This is a genomic window from Janthinobacterium aquaticum (assembly GCF_009208565.1).
Taxonomy (GTDB): Bacteria; Pseudomonadota; Gammaproteobacteria; order Burkholderiales; family Burkholderiaceae_D; genus Janthinobacterium.
Genome location: NZ_WFLK01000003.1, coordinates 35,707 through 59,762 on the forward strand (window position 1 = coordinate 35,707; position 24,056 = coordinate 59,762).

Below are 24,056 nucleotides of genomic sequence, written 5' to 3' on the forward strand. Positions count from 1 at the left end.
GCACTGCATTGTGTATCCCTCGCCTTTTATTGTGGTTAACACGACCCTCTCCCTACAGGTGCCGCGAGAACGCAAAACGGGCAGGCCAACTGCAAAAATATTTTCAGCCCGGCTCGGCGGCCGGTTCCACCGTGACCCACCAGCGCGTGCGGCTGCGCACCTGCACTGGCAGCGAATTGGGCAGCATGTGCAAGATACGGTCGGTATCGGCCAGCGGAAACACGCCCGACAGGCGCAAGTGCGCCACCGCCGGCATGCAGTCGATCACGCCGGGGCGGTAGCGCGCCAGTTCGGCCAGGAATTGGCCCAGCGTCACATCGTCGACAATCAGCTGGCCGCGCGCCCAGGCGTCGGCATGGCCGCCAAGCCGCTGCGGTGCGCCGTGGCTGCGACGCGAAAACGTCGCACTGTGGCCGGCCGCCAGGTACAGCACGCCCCCTTCGCCCTGCTGCGGACGGATCTCGACCGCGCTTTCAAAGACCGACACCACGCTGCTGCCGTCCTGCTGGCGCACGGCAAAGCGCGTGCCCAGCGCCCGCACCACACCTTGATGCGTGGCCACCAGCAAGGGCGCGCTGCTGCCGGCGCCATGGCCGCTGCTGACCATGATTTCACCGGCCAGCAGTTCGAGCAGGCGCTGGCCGCCGTCAAAGCGCACATTGACGGCCGACGCGGTATTGAGACTGACCCGGCTGCCGTCCGACAAGGCCAGCTCGCGCCGTTCGCCGGTAGCGGTGCGGTAGTCAGCCAGCACGGCGCGCGCGCCGTCCCACGGCGTGAGACCGGCATGCGCGGCAAGCAGGCCGGCGCCGCCGGTCACGCCAAGCCACAGCAGCAACTGGCGCCGGCGGCCGCCGGCCGGCTTGTCAGATCGATCAAGCTGCTTGAGCGCCTGCGTGGCGGCGCCGCCATGCAGGCCGCCAAAGCGGCGCGACATCGCCTCGATATGCTGCCAGGCGCGCTCGTGTTCGGCGTCGGCGGCGCGCCAGCGCAGCCAGTCAGCGCGCTGCGCCTCGCTGGCCTCGTCCGACATCAGCACCGTCAGCCAGTCGGCCGCCTGCTGCGCTACCGCTACACTGACCGCCACCGGCGGCGCTCGCATGGTGCTCATGGCGCTAGGCCGGCAACGCAAAAAAGACGTGGCGGTTGGCGCGCGTCAGGTACTGCTTGACCGAACTGCTGGAAACCTGCAGCCGTTCGGCAATCTCGGCATAGCTGAGGCCCTCGAGCTGCGCCAGCAGGAAAGCCGTGCGTACCGGCGCCGGCAGGCCTGCCAGCGCCGCATCGATTTCCTGCAGCGCCTCGATTGCCAGCAGGCGCTCCTCCGGCGCGGGCGCAAGCTCTGCCGGCAGGCAGGCCAGCGCCGCCAGATAAGCGTCTTCCAGCTGCTGGCGGCGGTAGCGGTGCGCCACCAGGCGACGCGCAATGGTGGCGAGAAAAGGGCGCGCTTCGCGGATTTGCGGCGCATGGCCGCCCGTCAGCACACTGATAAAGGTATCTTGCGCCAGATCGGCCGCCTCACTGGCATTGCCCAGCTTATGGCGCAACCAGCCCGCCAGCCAGCCGTGATGACTGGCGTACAGGGACTGCAACTGCTGGTGTTGGGCAAGGTCGGCAGCCGGCATGGCGTCTTTTGGTATCGTAAATAAGAATTATTCTCATTTTACTCTTGAAATGCACCACGATGCAATCATGGCATTGCCATCCGATGCGGTAAAATGACGGCCATCGTCCGGCTTTGCGCCGCCCCTTCCAAGCTTTTCATTGCAGGTTCATCATGTTAGATAATCTCACCCAACGGCTAGCCAAAGTCGTCAAGACCATGCGCGGCGAGGCGCGCCTGACCGAGTCCAATACCGCCGAAATGCTGCGCGAAGTGCGCCTGGCGCTGCTCGAGGCCGACGTGGCCCTGCCCGCCGTGCGCGAATTCATCTCCCGCGTCAAGGAAAAAGCCATGGGCGAGGAAGTCATTTCCTCGCTCTCGCCAGGCCAGGCGCTGGTCGGCGTGGTGCAGCGCGAGCTGGCCGCCATCATGGGCGGCGACCTGGGGCCGGAAGCGTCGCAGCTGAGCTTTGCGCAGCAGCCGCCGGCCATTATCCTGATGGCCGGCCTGCAGGGTGTCGGTAAAACCACCACCGTCGGCAAGCTGGCCAAGTACCTGAAGGAAGAAAAGAAGAAAAAAGTGCTGACCGTCTCGGCCGACGTGTATCGTCCGGCCGCGATCGCCCAGCTGCAATCGGTCACCGGCCAGGTTGGCGCCGACTTCTTCCCCTCGTCCTCCACCGACAAGCCGGTCGATATCGCCCTGGCTGCACTGGACTGGGCCAAGAAGCACTACCACGATGTGCTGATTATCGATACGGCCGGCCGTCTTGGTATCGACGAAGAGATGATGCGCGAGATCTCCGCCGTGCACGGCGCGGTGAAACCGATTGAAACCCTGTTCGTGGTCGACGCGATGCTGGGCCAGGACGCCATCAATACCGCCAAGGCCTTCAACGACGCGCTGCCGCTGACCGGCATCGTGCTGACCAAGCTCGATGGCGATGCACGCGGCGGTGCGGCCCTGTCGGTGCGCCATATCACGGGCAAGCCGATCAAGTTTGCCGGCGTATCGGAAAAACTGGACGGCCTCGAAGCGTTCGATCCGACCCGCATGGCCAACCGCATCCTGGGCATGGGCGACATCCTGGCGCTGGTGGAAGAAGCACGCAAGGGCGTCGACAGCAAGGCGGCGGCCGATCTGGCGCAGAAAATCAAGGTTGGCGGCAAGTTCGACATGAACGACTTCAAGGCGCAGCTGGGCCAGATGAAGAAAATGGGCGGCATGGCCAACCTGATGGACAAGCTGCCGGCCCAGTTCCAGCAGGCTGCCGGCGGCAAGAACATGGACCAGGCCGACAAGCAGGTGCGCCGCATGTGCGGCATTATCGACTCGATGACGCCGCAGGAACGCGCCAAGCCCGAACTGATCAAGGCCACCCGCAAGCGCCGCATCGCCGCCGGCGCCGGCGTGCAGGTACAGGAAGTGAACCGCATGCTCAATCAGTTCGAACAGATGCAGACCATGATGAAAAAGCTGTCGGGCGGCGGCATGATGAAAATGATGCGGTCCATGAAAGGCATGATGCCTGGCCTGAAATAAGGCCTTCCGTCTTTCATCGTGGCCGCCACGGTGCTGCGCAGACCTTGCTGCAGTACCTGGCGGCCACAGTCATTATTGGCCTTCCAGCTGCCTGAAACGATGATGCAAGGCATTTCCATGCCTGCGGCACGCTGCCTCCCCGCATACCCTGCAACCATGCCGTTTTCAGGCAAAAACACCCTTCTTTGCCCTCTGGCGCCGTGCCCGGGCGACCGCAGCGCGATTTCCCTGCTTTTTCCTCGTGAAAAACGTGAAAATCGCTTGCATACTGTTTAAATCCCCACCAATATTAGCCGTGCGATTCAATGCGCAATTTCCCATGTGTTTGTTAAGGAGGCTCGAAGATGGCAACAGCCAAAAAAACCCCAGTAGCAGCGCCAGCCAAAGCAACAGCAGCCAAGCCTGCCGCAGCAAAGAAAGCAGCACCAGCAGCCAAGGCAGCACCGGCTGCCAAGCCAGCCGCCAAACCTGCAGCAGCGAAGAAAGCAGCAGCACCGGCAACACCACGCAAGCCAAACGCAGCCTTCATGAAAGAGATGACGCCGTCGAAAGACCTGGCGGCCGTCGTGGGCGCAGCACCGCTGCCGCGTACGGAAGTGACCAAGAAGGTGTGGGATTACATCAAAAAACTCGATCTGCAAGATCCGGCCAACCGCCGCATGATCAATGCGGACGACAAGCTGAAAGCTGTTTTCGGCGGCAAAGCCCAGGTGTCCATGTTTGAAATGACCAAGCTGATTTCTGACCACCTGAAATAAGCTGACCATGCTGGCGCCCTGCCATGCATTGGCCGGGGTCAGACGGGGTCGCCAAGACCCGCCGTTCTGACCCCAGCCTTACCCTGCTGCGTTCGTGGCAGAAAATCCCGGAATTACGCAGTCCCCGTCAAGTTAGCGCGCAGGCTCCGCAAGAACGCCAGCAAACCACCAAAGTACATTAAAACTTAAGACATCCACACAGGCATGCCGGGCCAAGCCGGCCTGAAAAATACGGAGGGCAAGGAGCTGCAACGCCACCATCGGCATTTTCTCGGGCCCGCGTCTCGGGCCCGGTTAGCGCCCAGGCTCCGCAAGGACGCCAGCAAACCACAAAAGTACATTAAAACTCAAGACGTCCGCACAGGCATACCGGGCCAAGCGGGCCCGAAAAATGTCGAGGGCAAGGCGCAGCGACGCAGACAGTACGCAAGTACGGCAAGGAGCTGCAACGCCGCCATCGGCATTTTCTCGGGCCCGCGTCTCCGGCCCGCCGTTCTCACTGGGCCAAGCAAACCCGAAAAATGTCGAGGGCAAGGCGCAGCGACGGTATTCTGATCACTGCTTGAACTCCCACTGCTTCCAGGCGGCCCGCACCGCATTCGGATAATCGGCTCGTCCCCGGCTGCCGTTATAGCGCCCCAGCGCCAAGAACAGATCGCCTTTTTCCATATCGAGATACATGCGCAGGATCGCGCAGCCGTAGCGCAAATTGGTCTGCATATGAAACAGCTTGCTGCGGTCATGGTCGCCAATGACGCCTGTCCAGAACGGCATCACCTGCATATAGCCGCGCGCGCCGGCCAGCGACACGGCGTACTTGCGGTAGGCTGACTCAACCTGTATCAGGCCCAGCACCAGCGCTGGCTCCAGGCCGGCGCGGCGTGACTCATACCAGATCGTTTCCAGCAATTCCGTGCGCGACTGCGCATCGGGCACCTTGCGCTGCAGTCGCTGCGACATCTGCGCCAGCCACTGCTGGTATTGCTGCTGCTGTGGCTGGGAGCTGAAACGGGGCTGGGGCGGACGTTCGTCGCGGATTGCACGCGACAGCGCCAGCCGCACCGAGTCGGCCAGCGCTTCTTCCTTCTGGTTGCCGGCCTGCGCGGGAGCGCAAGCCAGTGCAGCCAGGCAGGCGGCCAGCGCGAGCGCGCCAGCCGCACGGCTTGCGTGCTGCAATATCACTGCGCCATCTGGCCCTGGATAAAGGCCACAATATCGGCTGGCGCCACGCCGGTCGCTTCGGTATCGCGGCGGCCCTGGTATTCCAGCTTGCCTTCTTTCAGGCCACGCTCACCGATCACCACACGGTGCGGCACGCCGATCAGCTCCCAGTCGGCAAACATGGCGCCGGGACGCTGGCCACGGTCGTCGAGGATCACGTCCACGCCAGCCGCTTGCAGGGCTGCATACAGCTTCTCGGTCTCTTCCTTGACCAGTTCGCTGCGATCCATGCCCATCGGGCACAGCACCACCTCGAACGGCGCAATCGCCGCTGGCCAGATAATGCCCTTGTCATCGAAGTTCTGCTCGATGGCTGCGCCCAGGATGCGCGTCACGCCGATGCCGTAGCAGCCCATCTGCAGCGGCGCCGGCTTGCCATTTTCGTCGAGGAAGGTCGCCTTCATGCTTTCCGAGTAGGCCGTGCCCAACTGGAACACATGGCCCACTTCGATACCGCGCTCGATCGCCAGCACGCCCTGGCCGTCCGGCGAGGCATCGCCTGCCACCACGTTGCGCAGGTCGGCCACGATGTGCGGCTCGGGCAGGTCGCGGCCCCAGTTGGCGCCTGTGTAGTGGAAATCGGCAGCATTGGCGCCGCAGACAAAGTCGCTCATGTTGGCCACCGTGCGGTCAGCCACCACGGTGACCGGCTGCAAGGTGCCGATCGGGCCCAGGAAGCCCGGGATCGAACCGTACACTTCGAGCAGCTCGGCTTCGGTGGTGAAACGGTGATTGGCCAGGCCTGGCACCTTGCCGACCTTGATCTCGTTGAGTTCATGGTCGCCGCGCAGCAGCAGCATGAAATACGCTTTGCTGACCTTGCCATCTTTTTCAGTTTCCACCGTCAGGGCGATGGTTTTCACGGTTTGCGACAGCTCCAGGCCCAGCAGCGCGGCCACGGTTTCGCACTTGACGGTGCCAGGGGTCGGGGTTTTCACCAGTTCCTGGGCTGGCGCTGCGCGCTCGCCGGTCTGCAGTGCTTCGGCCGCTTCCATATTGGCTGCGTAGTCGGAGGTCGGGCAGTACACCAGCGCGTCTTCGCCGGTATGGGCGATCACGTGGAACTCGTGCGAACCGGAGCCGCCGATGGCGCCGTTGTCGGCCGCTACCGCACGGAATTTCAGGCCGAAGCGCGTGAAGATGCGCGTGTAGGCGTCAAACATGATTTTATAGGAAGCCTGCATGCCGGCCAGGTCGCGGTCGAACGAGTAGGCGTCCTTCATGGTGAATTCACGGCCGCGCATCAGGCCGAAGCGCGGACGGCGCTCGTCGCGGAACTTGGTCTGGATATGGTAGAAGTTCAGCGGCAGCTGGCGGTACGACTTGATTTCGGAGCGTACCACGTCGGTAATGACTTCTTCCGAGGTCGGCTGGATCGCGTATTCGCGGCCATGGCGGTCTTTCACGCGCATCAGTTCGTCGCCCATCTTGGTCCAGCGGCCCGTTTCCTGCCACAGTTCGGCCGGCTGCACCAGAGGCATCAGCAGCTCGATGGCGCTCGATTTGTTCATCTCGTCACGGATGATTGCTTCCACCTTGCGGATCACGCGCAGGCCCATCGGCATATAGGTATAAATGCCGGAACCGAGGCGTTTGATCATGCCTGCACGCATCATCAATTGGTGGCTGACGATTTCCGCGTCAGAAGGAGCATCTTTGAGTGTAGAGATAAAAAAACGGGAGGCGCGCATAACGGTGAATTCTTTTTAAAAAGAGAGGGTTATAATCAACCTAATTTTAAAGGATTAGCTGGCTGATGCGTCCATACTTTATACAAATGCGCTCAATTGAGGCGATTCCGGCCCTCTTCGTACCCCGAAAAGGCTGTCGGCATGCGCAGTTGTGGGTAAATATGTAAGGAAAAGACGCGCTGCCGCAGAAAGTTTGAGGTGTTTTATGCTCGACCGTGAAGGGTTTCGGCCCAACGTCGGCATCATCCTGCTAAACGCCCAGAACGAGGTGTGGTGGGGCAAGCGGGTGCGCGAGCACTCATGGCAATTTCCGCAAGGCGGCATCAAATATGGCGAAACACCGGAACAAGCCATGTTTCGCGAACTGGAAGAGGAGATCGGACTTAGACAGGAACACGTCAAAATTGTCGGCCGTACCCGCGACTGGCTGCGCTATGAAGTGCCGGATCACTTCATTAAACGCGAGATTCGCGGCCATTATCGTGGCCAGAAGCAAATTTGGTTTCTGCTGAGAATGTGCGCGCGCGATAACGACGTCAACCTGCGCCTGACCGACCACCCCGAGTTCGACGCCTGGCGCTGGCATGAGTACTGGGTTCCGCTCGATGTCGTGATTGAATTCAAGCGCGATGTGTACCAGCGCGCCTTGCAGGAGCTGTCGCGCTTCCTGACCTGGCCCGCGCATGGCAATACGCAGCAGCGCCATACGTCGCGCTACCTGCGCCAGCCGCACGCACCGCGTGTACAGGATGGCAATGCCGGCAAAACCGTCGTCAGCGCCAGCGCAGACGCCGACAAGCCTGCCGAAGGCTGTATCCCGGAACTGATCTTGCCGGGCAAGCCGTAGCAGCAAGCCATCAAAACAGGGCAGCCCCGGGAAACCGGGCGCTGCCCTGCGCCAGCATCGGCCATGGCTTGGGAGTACAATATGCGCCTCCCCTGCTTTTACCGCCCGACATGTTCAATCCCTCCTCCAACGATGTGCGCCGCTTCTTTTGCGACACGCTGCGCAAGCACCGCGCACATGAAATCCTCACGCCCATGGAAGCCATTGCGCTCGACTGGATACTGGAGCATCCCGAGTATGAAGAGGCATTAAACGATGTCGAGCAGGCACTGGCGCGCGATTATTCGGTCGAAGGCGGCCAGGCCAACCCGTTTCTGCATCTGTCGATGCACCTGTCGATTACCGAACAGGTGCAGGTCGACCAGCCGCGCGGCATCCGCCCGGCCGTGCAGCAGCTCACGCAGCGGCTCGACTCGGCCCACGCCGCCCACCATGAAGTGATGGAATGCCTGGGCCAGATGATCTGGGCGTCGCAGCGCTCGGGCCTGCCGCCCGACACGGAGGCGTATATCGACGCCGTACGCCGCCGCTAGAGCATCGTCAGGCCGGCTGCAGTTGCGCGCCAGCCTTGCGCTGCGCTGGCGCACGCAGTCCCAGCACCACCTGCCAGGCCATGGCCAATGCGCCGACAATGAATACCAGGTCGCCAAAGGTGCGCACCCAGCGCAGCGTCTGCAGCACCGGCTGCTGCATGAACTCCTCGCTGCGCGCATACCACAGCCCTTCGGTCACGCTGGCGTGGAACTGGATAATGCCGATTGGCAACAGGCTGGTAAAGATCATCAGCGCCAGCCCGAAGTTCAGGCCCCAGAACGCGGTTTTCATCAGCGCAGGGCTGAACTGGTAGTGCGGGCGCAGATAGCGCAGCACCAATAGCGTGAAGCCCAGCGCCAGGAAGCCATATACGCCAAACAGCGCGGCATGGGCATGCACCGGCGTGGTGTTGAGACCCTGGATGTAATACAGCGAGATCGGAGGATTGATCATGAAGCCCAGCACGCCGGCGCCCAGCATGTTCCAGAAGGCCACGGCCACAAAGCACATCAACGGCCAGCGCAGGTTTTCCATCCATGGCGCGCGGTCCTTCAGGCGCCAGTTTTCCCAGGCTTCATGCCCCAGCACGATCAGCGGCATGACTTCCAGTGCGCTGAAGCTGGCGCCAATGGCCATTACCGGCGTGGTGGTGCCTGCAAAGTACAGATGGTGGAAGGTGCCCGGTATGCCGCCCAGCATGAACAGCGACGCCGACGCCAGGCTGGCGGTGGTGGCCATGCGCGCCGACACCAGCCCCAGGGTGGAGAAGATAAAGGCCAGCGCGGTGGTGGCAAACACTTCAAAGAAGCCCTCGACCCACAGATGCACGACCCACCAGCGCCAGTACTCCATCACCGACAGATGCGTGCGTTCGCCGTAGAACAGGCCGGCGCCATAGAACAGGCCGATTGCGCCCACCGAGGCGGTCAGCAGCGCCAGCAGGTTCTTGTCACCGCCTTTTTGCCGCAGCGCCGGCACAACGCCACGCAGCATCAGTGCCAGCCACAGCAAAATGCCCACGTATTTGCCGATCTGCCAGAGGCGGCCCAGATCGACATATTCATAGCCCTGATGACCGAGCCAGAAGTTCCACTCGGGCGGCATCACCTGCGCAATGGCCAGATAATTGCCGACAAACGAGCCGACCACCACAACCACCAGCGCCCAGAACAGCACATCGACGCCCAAGCGCTGCCATGCCGGGTCCTTGCCGCCATTGATCAAGGGCGCCAGGAACAGGCCGGCGGCCAGGAAACCGGTGGCAATCCAGAACAGCGCGGCCTGGATATGCCAGGTGCGCGTGAGCGCATACGGGAACCAGCGCGACACGTCGATGCCGTAGAACTGCTGGCCTTCGACCGTGTAATGGGCGGTAAAGCCGCCGATAAATACCTGGAAGATAAACAGCGCCACCACCAGGAACAGGTATTTTCCCAGGCCGCGCTGCGATGGCGTCAACGCAAAGGTGGTCAAAGGATCGCGTGGGCCAGCGGCTGGCAGCGCCTCGTCGTGGTCGCGCAGGAAGGCCCAGCCCCAGACCAGAAAGCCCACGCCGGCCAGCAGTACCACCACGCTGGCCACCGACCAGACCAGGTTTTCGCCGCTGGGCTGGTTGCCGATCAGCGGTTCATGCGGCCAGTTGTTGGTGTACGTGACCTTGGAGTCAGGGCGCTCGGTGGCGGCAGCCCACGCCGTCCAGAAGAAAAACTGCGTCATCTGCTGGCGCCGCTCGGCGCTGGGCAGCGTGTTTTCCTTCATGGCGAAATGCTCGCGGCTCTTCTGCAGTTGCGGCGCATCCGAGAACAGCAGCTTGTAATAGGCGGCGGTGTTGTTGATGGCCTGCGCGCGGCGCGCCGACAGGTGCAGCACCTGTTCGGCATCGACGCGGTTGGCGCGGTATTCAAGGCGCAGCTGCTCGCGCAGCGCCGCCTGCTGCGGACCGTCAAGCGCTGCGTAGGCCTTGCCATGCTCCTGCTGCGCGGCCAGTTCCAGCCAGGCCGTCAGTTCGCGGTGCAGCCAGTCGGCCGTCCAGTCGGGCGCCTGGTAGGCGCCGTGGCCCCAGATCGAGCCCAGCTGCATGCCGCCCACCGACTGCCAGGCCGTCTGGCCGTCGAGGATGCCCTCCTTGTCGAACAGCAGGCGGCCGTCAACCACCACCTTGGCCGGTATCGGCGGCGCCTGGCGGTAGACTTCGGCGCCGTAGTAGCCGAGCAGCGAAAAGGTGACGATCAGTACGCCGATCAGCGTAAACCACAGTTTTTTATAGGGACCCATGGCTGTCCTTAATGTACTGCTGCCGGCGCAAAGCGCTCGAACAGGATATTGTTTTCAGTATGAATATGCGCCATCAGGTCTTCACGGAAGGTGCGCAGGCCCGTGTACAGCGCGCGCCAGGTGGTGCAGGCGCCGGCCGGCGTGGTGATACCGCCGGTCAATTGCTCGACCGCCCGCAGCGCCACGCCATGGTCGTCATGCTCCATGCGCATCACGCTGATCGGCGCGCGCGCCATCGCGCCATGGCCGCGCACGATCATCGGGAAAAGTATGTCTTCCTCCTTGCGCATATGGCTTTCCAGTTCCTGCGCCATCACCGACAGCTGCTCGGCCAGGCCGTGCGGGCAGTCGGCGCGTTCGCCATGCACCTGCTCGACCTTGCGCGCCAGGCGTATCAGTTCAGGCAGCTGTTCGCGGTGCACCGCGTGGTAGCGTGTGAGCACATGGTCGACTAGTTCGGCCGCCTCGGCATCCTGCCAGTCACGCTCGCTGGTGGTGCCGCTGCGTCCGGCCAGTTGCCTGAGTTCTTCGACGATAGGGGCGGCATCGACGCCGGCGGCAGCGGCAGCCGTGCGCAGGGTCTTGTTGCCGCCGCAGCAAAAATCAAGGTGGTGCGCATCGAACAGGCGCGTGGCGCCAGGAATGCGGCGGGCCAGCTGGCCCAGGGATTGATCGATCAGTTCCATGATAGCTTCCTTGTTTGAATTAGTGGCTTTGGCCAGCAGGGTGGGCGCCGGCGTGGTACACGCCAGGCACCGCGTCGCCGGTCACTTCGAGCACGCCGACGGCGCCCTTGCCGGCGCGCGACAGCGCATGGTCAACCAGCAGGTAGCTGCCCGGATGCTCCATCTTGAGTTCGACGATGGTGGCGCCGCCGGGGGCAACCAGCGTAGTCTGCACGTCATGCTTGATGCTGCTGAGCGAGCCTTCGCTGTAGACCTTGTCGAACACTTCGCCGATGATGTGGAACGAAGAGATCTTGTTCGGGCCGCCGACGCCGAAATAAATGCGCACGGTCTCGCCCACCTTCGCCTGCAGCTTGTGGGTCTTGCTCAGCGCCCCCACTTCGCCGTTGAACACGTAGTAGTCGGGCAGTTCGTTGGACATTTTTTCCAGGCTCGGCTCCTGGTGCACCGGTGCGCCGTGCGGGCGGCCGGTATACATCTCGCCCTGCATCACGTAGTACTCGCGGTCCACCTTCGACAGGCCGCCTTCCGGCTCGACCAGGATCATGCCGTACATGCCTGCAGCAATATGCTGCGGCACCAGCGGCGTGGCGCAGTGGTACACATACAGGCCAGGGTGCAGCGCCTTGAAGGTGATGGTTTTTTCCTGGCCCGGTGCGACCTGCGTATGCTCGCCGCCACCATGGCCGCCGGTCACCGCATGCAGGTCGATCGAATGGATCATCTTGCTGTCGCGCGCATTGAACAGCGTCAGCTCGACCGTGTCGCCCACGCGGGCGCGCAGCATCGGACCGGGCACCTGGCGATTGAAGGTCCAGTAGGTAAAGCTGGTGCCGTCATCGAGCTTGCCGGGCAATTCGACCGTCTCCATGCGGTATTTGAGCAGCTGTGGCGCACGCTGGCCGATGGCGGCCGGCACGCTGGCCGGATTGGCCGCCACGCTTACCGCGCTCGGGTCGGGTCCGCGCATCGGCGACGGCGCCGGCGTGTACAGCGCCAGCGCGGCGTCGCTCTTGTCGGTGGCTGGCGCTGGCGCCGGCGCTTCAGCCAGCGCCGGCCCGGTCACTTCAAGCTTGCCTTCCATGCCGATCTGGCGGTGGCCGGGAATCGAGCAGTAATAAACGAAGCTGCCGGCGCGCGTGACCTTGAAGCGCACGGTGACCTTGCCGCTGCTGTTGCTGAATTTGGACGAAGCGACGTTCAACTGCGGAATCACCATATCGTGCTCGGCGCCCTCGCCGCTCGACAGCACGATTTCCACCGTGTCGCCGGTTTTGGCGACAAGGGTCGGATTGACCTGGCCTTTCGCGTCGACATACACCATCTTGCCATCGACGATATTGGTGTTGAGTTCATAGCGCCTGACGGCAGCTGCAGCAGCGGGCTGGGCCTTGGCGGCCGGCGCACTGGCGGCGGCAGGCAAAGAGACAGGCAGGGCCAGGATACAGACGGCAGCGGCAATGGCGCGCAGCGGGAGAGGCGTTTTCATGGTACGTTCCTTGGTCTTGAAAGCCGGTTTGGCCCCTTTACCTACGCAAACGACATACCAGAAAAAACTTGTTGCAAATCAATGATTTGAAAATTGCATGGTCGTTTTGACCCACGACCGCTACGGTTATCTGTACCCTCTCGGGTCATGATGACCCTCTCGCATACCCATCTTTTACTGCTGACCGACCTGGGCGCCGACCTGCCGGTAGCGGTGCGCCTGCAGCGTCTGGTCAGCAGCCTGCGCGCCCACTTCGGCTGCGAGGCGGTGGCCCTGCTCAAGCTCGACGGCGAGCACCTGCGCCCAGTGGCCATGGACGGCCTGGTCAGCGACGCGCTGGGACGGCGCTTTGCCGTGGCCGACCATCCGCGCCTGGCCGGCATCGTGCAGCGGCGCGGCGTGCTGTGCTTTCACCACGACAGCGCCCTGCCCGACCCGTACGACGGCCTGGTGGCCGGGCATGCGGGCGAGCCATTGCCGGTGCACGACTGCATGGGCATGGCGCTGGACCTGGAAGGCGAGCGCTGGGGCGTGATCACGCTCGATGCGCTGGAGGTTGGCGCGTTTGACCTGCGCGCCCAGCGCGAACTGGCCGAACTGGCCTGCGCCATCGAGGCGGCCGTGCGCGTGACGCGGCTGGAATCGGACATACGCAGCCTGCGCGCCGCCGGCACGCCCGGCCAGGCGGCCAGCCCGACGCCACGCGACGAGAGCGACTTTGTCGGCCAGAGCACCGCCATCACGCAACTGTTGCATGAACTCGAGGTGGTGGCCGACGCCGACCTGCCGGTGCTGCTGCTGGGCGAAACGGGCGTAGGCAAGGAGCTTTGCGCGCACCGGCTGCACCGGTTGTCGCGCCGCGCCGGCAAGCCGCTGGTGCATGTCAACTGCGCGGCGCTGCCCGAGTCGCTGGCCGAAAGCGAACTGTTCGGCCATGTCCGCGGGGCATTTTCAGGCGCCGTCAGCGACCGCCCGGGGCGCTTCGAGGCGGCCGAAGGCGGCACCCTGTTTCTCGATGAAGTGGGCGAACTACCGCTGTCGATCCAGGCCAAGCTGCTGCGCACCTTGCAGAACGGTGAAATCCAGCGCCTGGGCGCCGACCGGCCGCGCCGCGTCAACGTGCGCGTGATAGCCGCCACCAACCGCAGCCTGCGCGACCATGTGCGCGACGGCTCGTTCCGGGCCGACCTGTATCACCGGCTGTCGGTCTACCCGGTGCCGATACCGCCACTGCGCGAACGCGGCAATGACGTGCTGCTGCTGGCCGGGCGCTTCCTGGAACAGAACCGGGCGCGCCTGGGCCTGCGCAGCCTGCGCTTGTGCGCTGCCGCAGAAGAGGCGCTGCGCCTGTACCGCTGGCCCGGCAATGTGCGTGAACTGGAACACGTGATCAGCCGCGCCGCGCTGAAGGCGGTAATACGCGGTGCCGACCGCCGCGCTATCGTCACGCTGGAAAAGGACATGCTGGACCTGGACGCCATCGACACGCCTGCCGCCACGCCAACAGCTTGCGAGATCGAACCGCCACTGGCAGCGATGAGCATGCAGCAGATCGTGGCAGCAAGCCAGCGCCAGGCCATCCGCCAGGCGCTCGCTGGCAATCAGGACAATTGGGCAGCGGCGGCGCGCCAGCTGGGGCTGGACGCCAGCAACCTGCACAAGCTGGCGCGCCGGGTCGGCATGAAAGGCTAGCGGGTCAGCTCGGGTCAGCTTTTTTTAGCGACGCAATACCAGCGACGGCGGCAGGCTGTGGAAGTAGGCAGCCAGATCCTTGATGTCCTGGTTGCTCAGCGGCTTGACCTGGCCGGTCATGATGGCGTTGTTGCGGCCATTGGGCGCGTCGCCGCGCTTGTAGGCGGTCAGCGCGTGTTCGAGATAGTCGCGGTGCTGGCCGGCCAGCTTGGGGTAGGACGGATCGATCGGCGTGGCGTAATCCTTGCCGTGGCAGGTGGCGCACGCATATTTCTCGGCCAGCGCCTTGCCAGTATTGATATTGCCGGCCGCGATGGCGCTGCCGGCGGCAAAGACACAAAAGAGAGCACAGGACAGGGCGGCGTAGGGACTTTTCATCTGGCTGGACCTCAGTTCGGCTTGGCTTGTTGGGAATAATAGGCCGCCACATCGGCGATATCCTGGTCCGACAGGCTGGCCGCGATGCCTTTCATGGTCGGATGCTTGCGGTCGCCCTTCTGGTAGGCCTTGAGCGCATTTTCAATATATTTGGCGCTCTGGCCGCCGATCATCGGCACCTGGAATACTTCGGGAAAAGTGGCCTTGTAGCCGGGGATGCCGTGGCAACCGATACACATTTCCACCTTGGCCTTGGCCGCCGTGGCGTTTCCTGCGATGTCAGCCGCTGCGGCGGCATTTGCTATGCCGGCAAGCACGAGAAGTGCAAAGATTTTTTTCATAGTGGCAAAGTGAGCAAAGGTAATCGGAGTAACGCCAGGCTGGTATTTTTTGATCTTTAATATTGACAAATAAGCTGTTGATTGCCGATTCTAACCACAATATTCTTGCAAGTCCATACACATGAAAGGGCTTTGTGCACGCGGCCAGACTGGCCACCGGCGTGGCAGTTGACCACGCTTGTGTTTATACTCGGACTCTTACTGACTTTGGCAGAACGCTCATGCACGCTACGCAAGCACCGTCGCCCCAGCGCTTTGAAGGCTCCGACAATTACGTCGCCACCGGCGACCTGAAACTGGCCGTCAATGCGGCACTGACCCTGCAGCGCCCGCTGCTGATCAAGGGCGAGCCAGGTACCGGCAAGACCATGCTGGCCGAAGAAGTGGCGGCCGCACTGAACATGCCGCTGATGCAGTGGCACGTCAAATCGACCACCAAGGCGCAGCAGGGCCTGTACGAATACGATGCCGTGTCGCGCCTGCGCGACTCGCAGCTGGGCGACGAGCGCGTGCGCGATATCCAGAACTACATCGTCAAGGGCGTGCTGTGGCAGGCCTTCACCGCACCCGAACCGGTGGTGCTGCTGATCGACGAGATCGACAAGGCCGATATCGAATTCCCCAACGACCTGCTGCGCGAACTCGACCGCATGGAATTCTATGTCTACGAGACGCGTGAAATGGTGCGCGCCGTGCACCGCCCGCTGGTCATCATCACCTCCAACAATGAAAAGGAACTGCCGGACGCCTTTTTGCGCCGCTGCTTCTTCCATTACATCCAGTTCCCCGACCGCGACACCATGGCGCAGATCGTCGCCGTGCACTACCCGCAGCTGAAGCAGGAACTGCTGGCGCAGGCGCTGCAGACCTTTTACGCCGTGCGCGAGGTGCCGGGCCTGAAGAAAAAGCCGTCGACCTCGGAATTTCTCGACTGGCTCAAGCTGCTGCTGGCCGAAGACATTCCGCCGGAAGCGCTGCGCAGCCAGGATAACAAGACCGTGGTGCCGCCGCTGCATGGTGCGCTATTGAAAAACGAGCAGGACGTGCATCTGTTCGAGCGCCTGATGTTCATGTCGCGCACCAACCGCTAGGAGGCGCCGTTGAAAGCGATCGCCCCGATTACGCTTGAACTGCACGGCATCCGCCTGGAACCGTTGGCGCCGCATCACGCCGAAGGCCTGCGCGCCGCCGCCACCGACGGCGAACTGTGGAATTTACGCGTGACCTCGGTGCCCGAGCCGGACAAGGTCGAGCAGTACATCTTCAAGGCCATCGAGATGCGCCCGTCGCGTTTTGCCTTTGCCGTGATCGACGCGGCCAGCGGCACGGTGCTGGGCACCACCAGCTACCACGATGTGCTGCCAGAGGTGAGCCGGGTGGAAATAGGCTACACCTGGTATGCCAAACGCTGCCAGCGCAGCCACGTCAACACCACCTGCAAATTGCTGCTGCTGGCGCATGCGTTCGATACGCTCGGCTGCGCGCTGGTGGGCCTGCGCACCGATAACTTCAACCATGCCTCGCAAAACGCCATCGAGCGCCTGGGCGCGAAAAAGGACGGCGTGCTGCGCCACCACGCGCTGCGCCGCGACGGCACCGTGCGCGATACCGTCATGTACAGCATCACGCGCGGCGAATGGCCGGAGATCGCAGCCCATTTGCGCTACAAGCTGGCGCAGCGGCCCATCGAGCGGGTGCCGGCAGAAGGCACGCCATGCTGATCGACTTTTTTTTCACGCTCAAGGACGCAAAAATTCCGGTCTCGATCAAGGAATTTCTGACGCTGCTTGAAGCGCTGCAAAAAAATGTCATTACGGCCTCGATGGATGATTTCTATTATCTGGCGCGCCTGACGCTGGTCAAGGACGAAGCCCATTTCGACAAGTTCGACCGCGCCTTTGCCCAGTACTTCAAGGGCGTCAACGTCGCCTTCGAGGGCAATGCCGCCATTCCGCTCGACTGGCTGCTCAAACGCATGCAGCGCGAACTGACCGACGAGCAGAAGGCGCAGCTGGAGAAATTCGGCTACGATAAGCTGATGGACCGCCTGAACGAACTGCTGAAAGAGCAGAAAGAGCGCCACGAGGGCGGCAGCAAATGGATCGGCACGGGCGGCACCTCGCCGTTCGGCAACGGCGGTACCAACCCGGAAGGCATCCGCATCGGCGGCAAGGGCGGCAACCGCACGGCTGTCAAGGTATGGGAGGCGCGCAGCTACCACGATTATGACGGCGAACGCGAGCTGGGCACGCGCAACATGAAAGTGGCCTTGCGGCGCCTGCGCAAATTTGCGCGCGTCGGCGCGCAGGAGGAACTGGCGCTCGACGCCACCATTGCCGCCACCGCCAACAACGCCGGCTACCTCGATATCAAAATGCGGCCCGAGCGCAAGAACCGCATCAAGGTGCTGATGCTGTTCGACGTGGGCGGCAGCATGGATGACCATATTGAACGCACCGAAGAGCTGTTCTCGGCGGCCAAGAGCGAATTCAAGAACATGGAGTTCTTTTACTTCCATAACTGCGTTTATGATTTCCTGTGGAAGAACAACCGGCGCCGCAACGCCGAGCGTTTCGCCACCTGGGACGTGCTACGCAAATACCCGCCCGATACCAAGCTGATCTTCGTGGGCGACGCCACCATGAGTCCCTATGAAATACTGTATCCGGGCGGCTCGGTCGAGTACAACAACGAGGAATCGGGCCAGGTCTGGCTAAGCCGTTTTACGGCCGCCTTTCCAAAATTTATCTGGCTCAATCCCGAGCAGGAGCATCTGTGGCAGTACCGCCAGTCGATCGGCGTGATGCGCCAGTTGATGAACGAACGCATGTTTCCCTTGTCGCTGGAAGGCCTGGAACGGGGCATGCGCTTGCTCAGTAAATAAAAGCGCGCAACAAAAAGTCCATGGCGGTGTTGCGCCGCCATGCCGTACACTGCTGCACAACATCACCGGGCGGGTCGTTCCCCGCCCTCATGCAAGCTCTCGTGCCCGCACCGCCATGGCTGCGGCACCGTTCGATTGCGTACATCGTGCGCGCCGTCTGCTCCGGTAGAATCGGCGCAGCGCGAAACACGCGAGTGCATTACCGCTGCAACGCAGGACGCCCTGCCGGACTCGCTCTGCCGGCTCCTGCCAGCGATATTTCAAAGGAATCAGCATGCAAAGTTTACTCTCGATCGCCGCCGACCTGTCCTGGCCGTTCGCCATCACCCTGGCCTGGGTGATCGGCGAATTCGGCCACCGCTGGACCGGCCTGCCGCGCATCAGTTTTTATGGCGTGATCGGCTTCGTGCTGTCGCAAGTCCAGGTCGGCATCCTGCCGCAGGCCGACGCCGGCCCGATGCTGGTGCTGGCCGACGTGGCCTTCGGCCTGATCCTGTTCGAGGTCGGCTACCGCATCAACCTGCGCTGGCTCACCAACAATCCCTGGATCGCCGTGGCCGGCCTGGTCGAAGCGCTGGGCACGTTTGCCATCGTCTATTTTATTGCCATCGAATTTGCCGCCGCACCGATGACGGCGCTGCTGCTCGCTTCGCTGTCGATGTCGACCTCGCCTGCCACCATCATGCGCGTCATTAACGAGGAGCGCAGCTCGGGCCAGGTCACGGAACGGCTCGTGCACCTGACGGCACTCAACTGCGTGCTGGCCGTATTTACCTTCAATATCATCGTCGGCTTCTGGATGTTCCAGAGCTCGACCGACCTGATCCAGGCGACCAGCAGCAGCGCCGCCGTGCTGGGCGCCTCGGTGGCGGCCGGCACGGTGTTCGGCATCGTGGTGCCGGCCATGCTGCGCCGCCTGGGCAATATGTCGCAGGATGCCACCGTGGCCTTTGCGCTGTCGGTCATGCTGCTCGTTGCACTGACTTACACCACCAGCCTGTCGCCGCTGTTGGCCACGCTGACCTTCGGCCTGGTGGCGCGCCACCGCCGCGTCGCTTTCAGCCAGGCGCAACGCAATTTCGGCGCGCTGGGCGAACTGCTGACGGTACTGCTGTTCGTGTACGCCGCCTCGACCCTGGAATGGGCCAGCGTGACAGCCGGTGCAGGCCTGGCGCTGGCGGTGATTGCCGGACGCCTGCTGGTCAAGGTGGTGGGCGTGGCCGCGTTCTCGCACGTCAGCGGCATCTCGTGGCGCAAGGGTATCCTGACCGGTACGGCCCTGACACCCGTGTCGGTATTCGTGATCCTGGTGCTCGAACATGCGCGCCAGCAGGGCATGAACTTCGGCGACGAACTCAATGCACTGGCGGCCATGACGCTGATGCTCGAACTGATCGGTCCTATCCTGGTGCAGCGCGTGCTGATGCTGGCCAAAGAAACCCATGAAATCAAGGAGCGCTAAATGCCACTGGAACCATTCGGCCAATCGGCCGCGCTGACATTCGGCGTCGAACTCGAACTGCAACTGGTCAACCTGTCGGACTATGACCTGACTGCGGCCAGCCCCGACCTGCTGCACCTGCTGGGCAAAAAACCGTTTCCCGGCAACGTCACGCCAGAAATCACCGAGAGCATGATCGAGATTAACTCCAGCGTGCACACTCACCATGCACCGCTGCTGGCGCAATTGCAGGAAATCCGCGACACCCTGGTCGAAGCGGGCGACAAACTCAATATCGGCATTGCCGGCGGCGGCACGCACCCGTTCCAGCAATGGTCGGCGCAGAAAATCTATTCCAAGGCGCGCTTCCAGGAGATCTCGGAACTGTACGGCTACCTGGCCAAGCAGTTCACGATTTTCGGCCAGCACGTGCATATCGGCTGCGCCTCGGGCGATGACGCCATGTTCCTGCTCCATTCGCTGAACCGCTACATCCCGCACTTTATCGCCCTGTCGGCCTCCTCGCCATATGTGCAGGGGCGCGACACGCTGTTCGACTCGGCTCGCCTGAACTCCGTATTTGCCTTCCCGATGAGCGGACGCGCGCCCTTCACCATGAGCTGGGAACAGTTCTCCAGCGAGTATTTTGCCAAGATGGAGAACACCGGCATTATCAAGAGCATGAAGGACTTCTACTGGGATATCCGGCCCAAGCCGGAATTTGGCACCATCGAGCTGCGCGTATGCGACACGCCGCTGACGGTGGAGCGCGCCGCAGCGCTGGCCGCCTACCTGCAGGCGCTGTGCCGCTACCTGCTCGAGCGGCGCGAAACGCCGCCGGCCGAAGACGACTACCTGGTCTACAACTACAACCGCTTCCAGGCCTGCCGCTTTGGCCTGGACGGTGCCATCACGCATCCGAAAACCTACGAAACCATGTCGCTGCGCGAAGACATCATGACCACCCTGCGCAAGATGGAACCGCACTGCGAAGCGATGGACAGCATGCCGGCTTTGAAGCATCTGTCGGACGTGGTCAAGCAGTGGAGCGACGCGCAGTACCTGCGCAAGCAGCGCAATGTACAGGGCAGCGCCGAAGGCATGGTCGACGCGGCCATTCGCTGCTTCCGCGGCGAGCCGATGGTGTATTGAGTTTTTCCAGAGACATGGCCCGTATGTCGGATTGGGCCGTGGGGGGATTAGCGCGTAGGTCGGATTAGCGGGGCAAAGCCCCGCGTAATCCGACAACATGGTTGGCGTCAAAGCGGTGTTGTAGGAACAGCCCGCAGGGCGTCTTCCGACACAACCTGCTCAACCAAACAGCGCTACCGCCCATGCCGCCGGCTGCAGCTCGCGCGCCAGCGGCGCATACGTGCTATCGAAGCGCGAGGCCAGCAGATACACATTGGCCGCACCCGTGCGGTCCCAGTTGCCGGTAAAGCCCTTCTGCCTGGCCGCCACGCGCTTGCGATCAAACGACACGGCGCTTTTTGCAAACTCCTCGTGCGTCTTCTTGCCTTGCGCATAAGGGGCCAGCCAGGCCAGCGCCTGTTGCAAACGCTGCGCGCCTGCCGCGCCGAACCAGTCGTCGCCATGATTTTTCGCCATCAATGCCGCCGTCAGCAGCGGCTCCAGGCTGTAGGTGGTGTAATGCAGCGCATCGCGCTGTTCAAAGTCGAACGGCACGCCGCCGTCGCCGATATTGCGTGGCACATGGGCCAGGAAGCGCTCTTTTGCGCGCGCCACCAGGGCCGCATCACCGGTCAGGTAGGCGCCTGCCGTACCGATCTTGATACGGTGGCTATGCCAGTTATTGCGCGCTGTCGATGGCCCACCGACCTTGATCGGGTCGCTCAGATAACCGTTGGCCAGCGTGCGGCAAAATTCCTGCAACTGCGCGCGCTCGCCCACGCTCAGGCGCTCCTCGATCAGATCCACGCCCATCAGCAGGCTGGCCAGCTCGGTCTCATCGACGGGGCTGAACGAAGGCTGGTAGCCGTCGCTCCAGGCCAGCACCAGCTTGCGCGCATTGTCCAGGTACGCCGCTTCGCCGGACAGGCGCCACGCCAGCGCCTGCAATCGCGCCTGACGCCAGTCTTCCTGCGCCTGCTGGCTTTCGGCGCGGCCGTCCTCGCCATCGAGCAGGCCGCCAGTACGTACTGCTTTCATCAGGTGTACGGGTCGGTCCACGGCCTTTTGCGCTGCGCGCAGCACTTGCGCCGCCACCTTTTTCGGTACCTGCGACGGCAGCGCATCGGCTCGCGACGGCGGCGTCAGCGCAAAAGGCAGCGCGGCCGAAGCGGAGGACGATGCTGCCCGCACGCCGGCCAGCGGCAAAGCCAGCAAGCCACCCAGCACGGTGCGCCGGGTAATCAAAAGCGTGTCTCCCGCGCAGCGCGCAGGAAGTTGTCGAGGATCGGCGTGCAGTCGAGCAGCTCGACCCCGCCGGCCGAATGGAACTCGGGATGCCACTGCAGGCCCATGACGAAGCGCGCGCGCTGGTAGCGTATCGCCTCGACGATATTGTCGCCATGCGAATAGGCTTCCACCGTAATGTCGCGCCCCAGGTCCTTGACCGACTGATGGTGGATCGAGTTAACCAGCGCTTCGCCGGTTTTGGGAAACATGCCGGCCAGCGTCGAGCCTTTCGGGAAAACGATGGTATGGCGATGGCGGTCGTACAGGTCGTTCACATGCGAGGAGGCACCCTCGACGTCGGACGCGATATCCTGGTACAGCGTGCCGCCGAAGCCCACATTGATCAGCTGGCAGCCGCGGCAGATGCCCAGCACCGGCTTGCCGGCGTCGACAAATTCATGCAGCAGCTCAAGTTCGTACAGGTCGCGCGCGCGGTCACCGCTCCATTCTGGCCGCGTGGCCGTCTCGGAATAGGTCTGCGGCGAGACATCGGCACCACCCTGCAGCACCAGCCCATCGAGGTGGCGCGCATAGTGGCGCAGGGTGATATTGCTGGGGTGGAGCAGGCCATTGGTGTTGACCGTCGGGATCATAAACACCAGCACATCGCGCGACATCACCCACTGCGCAATCGACTCTTCCAGATACTGCAGATTCTTGCTGCGCAAGCCGGTCGAGCCAGGCTCGGGATGAAAGATACGCGCTGAAATGCCGATGCGCAGCGTACGGCGCATAAAGTCGCGCCCAGCCCTGTCGCGCATTGCACGGTAGCGCGAAGTGAGAACGCGCCAGGCCAGCGCAAACGGCGTATCGCCCTCCTTCAGATAGCGCGGCGCGGCGTCGCGTGAACGGCGATCACGCTCGTCGGCGTCCGGCGCGCGGCCAACACGGTCGGGGCGAACAGGCGGCACGGCGGTCTGCGCTGGAGGCGGCGTCACAGGCGGGTTGGAAGCAACAACGGGCGGCTCTTTTTCGTCTGACATGGTGAGATTGAGACTTGCTCGATGACGGGGACGGTTCAATATAAACCTCCGTTCCGGAAAGCACGATTCAATTTTGTAACAAAAACGTGTAAACGGGGCATGTCTGCAACAGCAGCTATTGCCATTGCCTAAGGCTTTGGGCAGCTGGATAGTCGCTAAATTACTGCGGAATCGGGGTCTAGCCTGTTTTCAAGCCGCGCCCTGGAAAGCGCAACGGCCTCATGCAGTTTTTGCTCCAATACCTGTCTTGACGGCAGGCCGACCAGATATTCTGCAACATGAATCCCGCTCTGGTCGAGTTCCAGCAGTTCAATCTGTTCGCGGTTCTTCCCCGTACAAAGGATAATGCCCAGCGGCGGTGCCTCACCTGGTTCCTGCTCATACTTGGCCAACCAGCGCAGATACAGTTCCATCTGCCCCTTGTCGGCGGCCTTGAATTCACCCAATTTAAGCTCGATCGCCACCAGACGGCGCAGACGACGGTTATAAAACAACAAGTCGATATAAAAATCGTTATTGTCAATTTGCAGCCGTTTTTGCCTGGCCACAAAGCTGAAGCCGGCACCCAGTTCTAACAGGAAGTGTTCCAATTCGCGCAGAATCGCGTCTTCCAGATCCTTTTCCAGATACCGGTCGCGTAGCCCAAGAAAGTCCAGTACATAAGGATCCTTCAACACCAGGTTTGGGCTCAGCACTCCCTGGTTGCGCAGCGTGGCAAGTTCGCTTGTCAATAACTCGTCTGGCTCGCGTGAAAGTGCTGTTCGTTCAAACAGCATGGAATCCAGGCGGCCCTGCAAGGTACGGGTACTCCAGCCTTCGCTACGGCACATTTCCAGATAAAACTCGCGTTTCAGCGGATCGTCGATATAAATCAGACTACGCAGATGAGTCCAGCTCAATTGTCTACTCACTGCGTAGACAATCTTCTCGTCCTCGAATACCTCGGCAAAGCGCAGCATGTGGCGCAGGTTCTTGGCACCGAATCCCCGCCCCTGATCGGCTTCCAGCTGATGCGCCAGGGATACAATAATCTGTTCACCGTAGCTGGCCCGCTCTCCTTGCAATATCTCGCTGCGGATACGCCGGCCAACTCGCCAATACAATATGGTCAGGGCTGAATTTACCGTTGCTGCCAAGCCGGCCTTCGCCTCGCTGATCAGCGCATGAATATCGCTGACCAAGCTGTTTGCTGTCGCCCCGGCATACACATTCTTCGGTTCCAAGTACTGCTCCTTGATTTCTCGGCCTGGTTATTCACTGACTCCGGTATTATG

The 24,056-nt window shown here is 62.4% G+C and carries 22 protein-coding genes; 10 read left to right on the top strand and 12 right to left on the bottom strand.

The window, feature by feature from the left end; translation table 11 throughout:
* Positions 1 to 103: 103 nt before the first annotated feature.
* Together GCM43_RS05680 and GCM43_RS05685 are read right to left on the bottom strand one after the other, a co-directional pair.
* Positions 104 to 1,111 carry a FecR domain-containing protein gene (locus GCM43_RS05680; RefSeq protein ID WP_226929337.1) on the bottom strand — a complete coding sequence of 336 codons (1,008 nt, stop codon included), beginning with the start codon at positions 1,109 to 1,111 and terminating at the stop codon, positions 104 to 106.
* Between the two features lie 4 nt (positions 1,112 to 1,115).
* Positions 1,116 to 1,625 carry a sigma-70 family RNA polymerase sigma factor gene (locus GCM43_RS05685; RefSeq protein ID WP_152242570.1) on the bottom strand — a complete coding sequence of 170 codons (510 nt, stop codon included), beginning with the start codon at positions 1,623 to 1,625 and terminating at the stop codon, positions 1,116 to 1,118.
* A 152-nt stretch (positions 1,626 to 1,777) separates the two neighbouring features.
* On the opposite strand from GCM43_RS05685, the gene ffh reads away from it, so the two are divergent.
* Together ffh and GCM43_RS05695 are read left to right on the top strand one after the other, a co-directional pair.
* A complete protein-coding gene (gene ffh, locus GCM43_RS05690) occupies positions 1,778 to 3,145 on the top strand; it encodes a signal recognition particle protein (protein ID WP_152242571.1) in 1,368 nt (455 codons plus the stop codon).
* A gap of 344 nt (positions 3,146 to 3,489) precedes the next feature.
* The gene (locus GCM43_RS05695; RefSeq protein WP_152242572.1) at positions 3,490 to 3,903 is read left to right on the top strand and encodes an SWIB/MDM2 domain-containing protein; all 414 of its coding nucleotides are present in this window, start codon (positions 3,490 to 3,492) and stop codon (positions 3,901 to 3,903) included.
* 555 nt (positions 3,904 to 4,458) lie between these two features.
* Here GCM43_RS05695 and GCM43_RS05700 read toward each other — a convergent pair.
* Complete coding sequence (locus tag GCM43_RS05700; protein WP_193315555.1) at positions 4,459 to 5,079, bottom strand: lytic transglycosylase domain-containing protein; 621 nt, start codon at positions 5,077 to 5,079, stop codon at positions 4,459 to 4,461.
* Positions 5,080 to 5,081: 2 nt separating this feature from the next.
* Complete coding sequence (locus GCM43_RS05705) at positions 5,082 to 6,815, bottom strand: proline--tRNA ligase (protein ID WP_152242574.1); 1,734 nt, start codon at positions 6,813 to 6,815, stop codon at positions 5,082 to 5,084.
* Between the two features lie 205 nt (positions 6,816 to 7,020).
* Here GCM43_RS05705 and GCM43_RS05710 point away from each other — a divergent pair, with 205 nt between their 5' ends.
* Positions 7,021 to 7,662, top strand: coding sequence for an RNA pyrophosphohydrolase (locus GCM43_RS05710; protein ID WP_152242575.1), 642 nt, complete (start codon positions 7,021 to 7,023; stop codon positions 7,660 to 7,662).
* 110 nt (positions 7,663 to 7,772) lie between these two features.
* A complete protein-coding gene (locus tag GCM43_RS05715) occupies positions 7,773 to 8,195 on the top strand; it encodes a DUF1841 family protein (protein WP_152242576.1) in 423 nt (140 codons plus the stop codon).
* Positions 8,196 to 8,202: 7 nt separating this feature from the next.
* On the opposite strand, the gene GCM43_RS05720 is transcribed toward GCM43_RS05715, so the two are convergent.
* Genes GCM43_RS05720 through nirK form a run of 3 tightly spaced genes read right to left on the bottom strand, consistent with a single transcriptional unit; the run spans position 8,203 to position 12,645 of the window.
* The gene (locus GCM43_RS05720) at positions 8,203 to 10,470 is read right to left on the bottom strand and encodes a nitric-oxide reductase large subunit (protein ID WP_152242577.1); all 2,268 of its coding nucleotides are present in this window, start codon (positions 10,468 to 10,470) and stop codon (positions 8,203 to 8,205) included.
* Positions 10,471 to 10,478: 8 nt separating this feature from the next.
* The gene (gene ytfE, locus GCM43_RS05725) at positions 10,479 to 11,156 is read right to left on the bottom strand and encodes an iron-sulfur cluster repair protein YtfE (RefSeq protein ID WP_152242578.1); all 678 of its coding nucleotides are present in this window, start codon (positions 11,154 to 11,156) and stop codon (positions 10,479 to 10,481) included.
* A 19-nt stretch (positions 11,157 to 11,175) separates the two neighbouring features.
* Positions 11,176 to 12,645, bottom strand: coding sequence for a copper-containing nitrite reductase (gene nirK / locus GCM43_RS05730; protein ID WP_152242579.1), 1,470 nt, complete (start codon positions 12,643 to 12,645; stop codon positions 11,176 to 11,178).
* Positions 12,646 to 12,795: 150 nt separating this feature from the next.
* Between nirK and norR the strand changes: the two genes are divergently transcribed.
* The gene (gene norR, locus GCM43_RS05735; protein ID WP_152242935.1) at positions 12,796 to 14,337 is read left to right on the top strand and encodes a nitric oxide reductase transcriptional regulator NorR; all 1,542 of its coding nucleotides are present in this window, start codon (positions 12,796 to 12,798) and stop codon (positions 14,335 to 14,337) included.
* Positions 14,338 to 14,361: 24 nt separating this feature from the next.
* Here the strand turns inward: norR and GCM43_RS05740 are convergent, their stop codons facing one another.
* Entirely contained in the window at positions 14,362 to 14,715 is a 354-nt protein-coding gene (locus tag GCM43_RS05740; protein WP_152242580.1) for a c-type cytochrome, read from the bottom strand.
* 11 nt (positions 14,716 to 14,726) lie between these two features.
* Positions 14,727 to 15,056 carry a c-type cytochrome gene (locus GCM43_RS05745; protein WP_152242581.1) on the bottom strand — a complete coding sequence of 110 codons (330 nt, stop codon included), beginning with the start codon at positions 15,054 to 15,056 and terminating at the stop codon, positions 14,727 to 14,729.
* A gap of 221 nt (positions 15,057 to 15,277) precedes the next feature.
* Here GCM43_RS05745 and GCM43_RS05750 point away from each other — a divergent pair, with 221 nt between their 5' ends.
* The 5 genes from GCM43_RS05750 to GCM43_RS05770 all read left to right on the top strand — a co-directional run bounded on the left by GCM43_RS05750 (position 15,278) and on the right by GCM43_RS05770 (position 20,533).
* A complete protein-coding gene (locus GCM43_RS05750; RefSeq protein ID WP_152242582.1) occupies positions 15,278 to 16,147 on the top strand; it encodes an AAA family ATPase in 870 nt (289 codons plus the stop codon).
* 9 nt (positions 16,148 to 16,156) lie between these two features.
* The gene (locus GCM43_RS05755; protein ID WP_152242583.1) at positions 16,157 to 16,777 is read left to right on the top strand and encodes a GNAT family N-acetyltransferase; all 621 of its coding nucleotides are present in this window, start codon (positions 16,157 to 16,159) and stop codon (positions 16,775 to 16,777) included.
* Positions 16,771 to 17,940: a vWA domain-containing protein gene (locus tag GCM43_RS05760; protein WP_152242584.1), complete on the top strand. Its 1,170-nt coding sequence runs from the start codon at positions 16,771 to 16,773 to the stop codon at positions 17,938 to 17,940. The genes GCM43_RS05755 and GCM43_RS05760 overlap by 7 nt, the downstream gene beginning before the upstream one ends.
* A gap of 274 nt (positions 17,941 to 18,214) precedes the next feature.
* Positions 18,215 to 19,402 (top strand): cation:proton antiporter, encoded by a 1,188-nt coding sequence (locus tag GCM43_RS05765; protein ID WP_152242585.1) that lies wholly within the window; start codon positions 18,215 to 18,217, stop codon positions 19,400 to 19,402.
* Positions 19,403 to 20,533: a YbdK family carboxylate-amine ligase gene (locus GCM43_RS05770; protein ID WP_152242586.1), complete on the top strand. Its 1,131-nt coding sequence runs from the start codon at positions 19,403 to 19,405 to the stop codon at positions 20,531 to 20,533.
* Between the two features lie 159 nt (positions 20,534 to 20,692).
* On the opposite strand, the gene GCM43_RS05775 is transcribed toward GCM43_RS05770, so the two are convergent.
* The 3 genes from GCM43_RS05775 to GCM43_RS05785 all read right to left on the bottom strand — a co-directional run bounded on the left by GCM43_RS05775 (position 20,693) and on the right by GCM43_RS05785 (position 24,005).
* Complete coding sequence (locus GCM43_RS05775) at positions 20,693 to 21,757, bottom strand: alginate lyase family protein (protein ID WP_152242587.1); 1,065 nt, start codon at positions 21,755 to 21,757, stop codon at positions 20,693 to 20,695.
* The gene (locus tag GCM43_RS05780) at positions 21,754 to 22,782 is read right to left on the bottom strand and encodes a gamma-glutamyl-gamma-aminobutyrate hydrolase family protein (protein ID WP_226929338.1); all 1,029 of its coding nucleotides are present in this window, start codon (positions 22,780 to 22,782) and stop codon (positions 21,754 to 21,756) included. Before GCM43_RS05780 ends, GCM43_RS05775 begins: the two co-directional genes overlap by 4 nt.
* Before the next feature lie 155 nt (positions 22,783 to 22,937).
* Positions 22,938 to 24,005, bottom strand: a complete 1,068-nt coding sequence (locus GCM43_RS05785) for a PDDEXK nuclease domain-containing protein (RefSeq protein ID WP_226929339.1) — start codon at positions 24,003 to 24,005, stop codon at positions 22,938 to 22,940.
* Positions 24,006 to 24,056: the final 51 nt, after the last annotated feature.